This is a genomic window from Pseudoalteromonas ostreae (assembly GCF_018069805.1).
Classification (GTDB): domain Bacteria; phylum Pseudomonadota; class Gammaproteobacteria; order Enterobacterales; family Alteromonadaceae; genus Pseudoalteromonas; species Pseudoalteromonas ostreae.
Genome location: NZ_JAGPYN010000066.1, coordinates 1 through 888, shown reverse-complemented (window position 1 = coordinate 888; position 888 = coordinate 1). Strand labels below are relative to the sequence as shown.

Below are 888 nucleotides of genomic sequence, written 5' to 3'. Positions count from 1 at the left end.
TGCTTAAAAGGAAAAATAACAGTTGGCCATCGCTTCGCGATTATAGCCAACCATTATTTTCCTCTTAGCAAAGCGTTAGGGCAACATGGAATGTTCATAGTATTACTCAAAATTATTGTAGCCATATATGGTGCAACAAAACTAATTGCAGCAAAAGATCCTGCAAAGTCATTTTTTGATTTAATTGATTTTAAAATCAACGGTTTTTTATTTTCTTTGAAAAATCAGCCTGTGAAGCAAGTTCTTCTTAAGGCAAGTAAAACTTTATTTTGGGTCAATGTATTACTTTTTTTAATATTTTTCTTAGCGGCTATTTTTTTCAAACCACTACCCAAAGAATTTGTTTTAAATTGGAGCCTTATTTTTATATCCACTTTGTTGATTAATGTTTCCATTCCATGGAACCTTGATCATTCTAGCGTAATAAAAAAGTATGTTCTTAATTCACCTTTATTGTTAATTCCAGCCACACCGATATTATCTTTAGGTTTAGAGCTTTTTTATCAAATAGATTTTCTATCTGTTTTTCTTTCTATTCCACCGATACAAGAGCTTTATGAGCTTTTAGAGGGAAATCGTTGGTATTTTGCTGTTAGTTTGTCTCTCATTTTCTTTGTTGTATATATCGTTATTCCGTATGTACAATTCTGGATTATTTTGTTGCCTATATTTTATATTTTTTTAGGTTTAACGTATTCTATGCAGTTGTTGCTTGGAATCATACATAAGCATTTAAATGAAAATTTATTAGCCGTAATTATGGGTATTCTCGTAATAATTTTGGCTGGTATGTAAGTTGCCATACAAGCAAATCAACAAGGACTAAAAACAGTTGGCCATTGCTCGTGCCTCGCGGATTTTGGCCAACAATTTTTAGCCCCTTATAGG

1 protein-coding gene is annotated in these 888 nt (G+C 31.9%); it reads left to right on the top strand.

Features of this window, described 5'->3' with window-relative positions:
• A partial coding sequence (locus J7338_RS20535) for a hypothetical protein (protein ID WP_210798826.1) occupies window positions 1-795 on the top strand: 795 nt, incomplete at its 5' end.
• Window positions 796-888 lie beyond the last annotated feature (93 nt).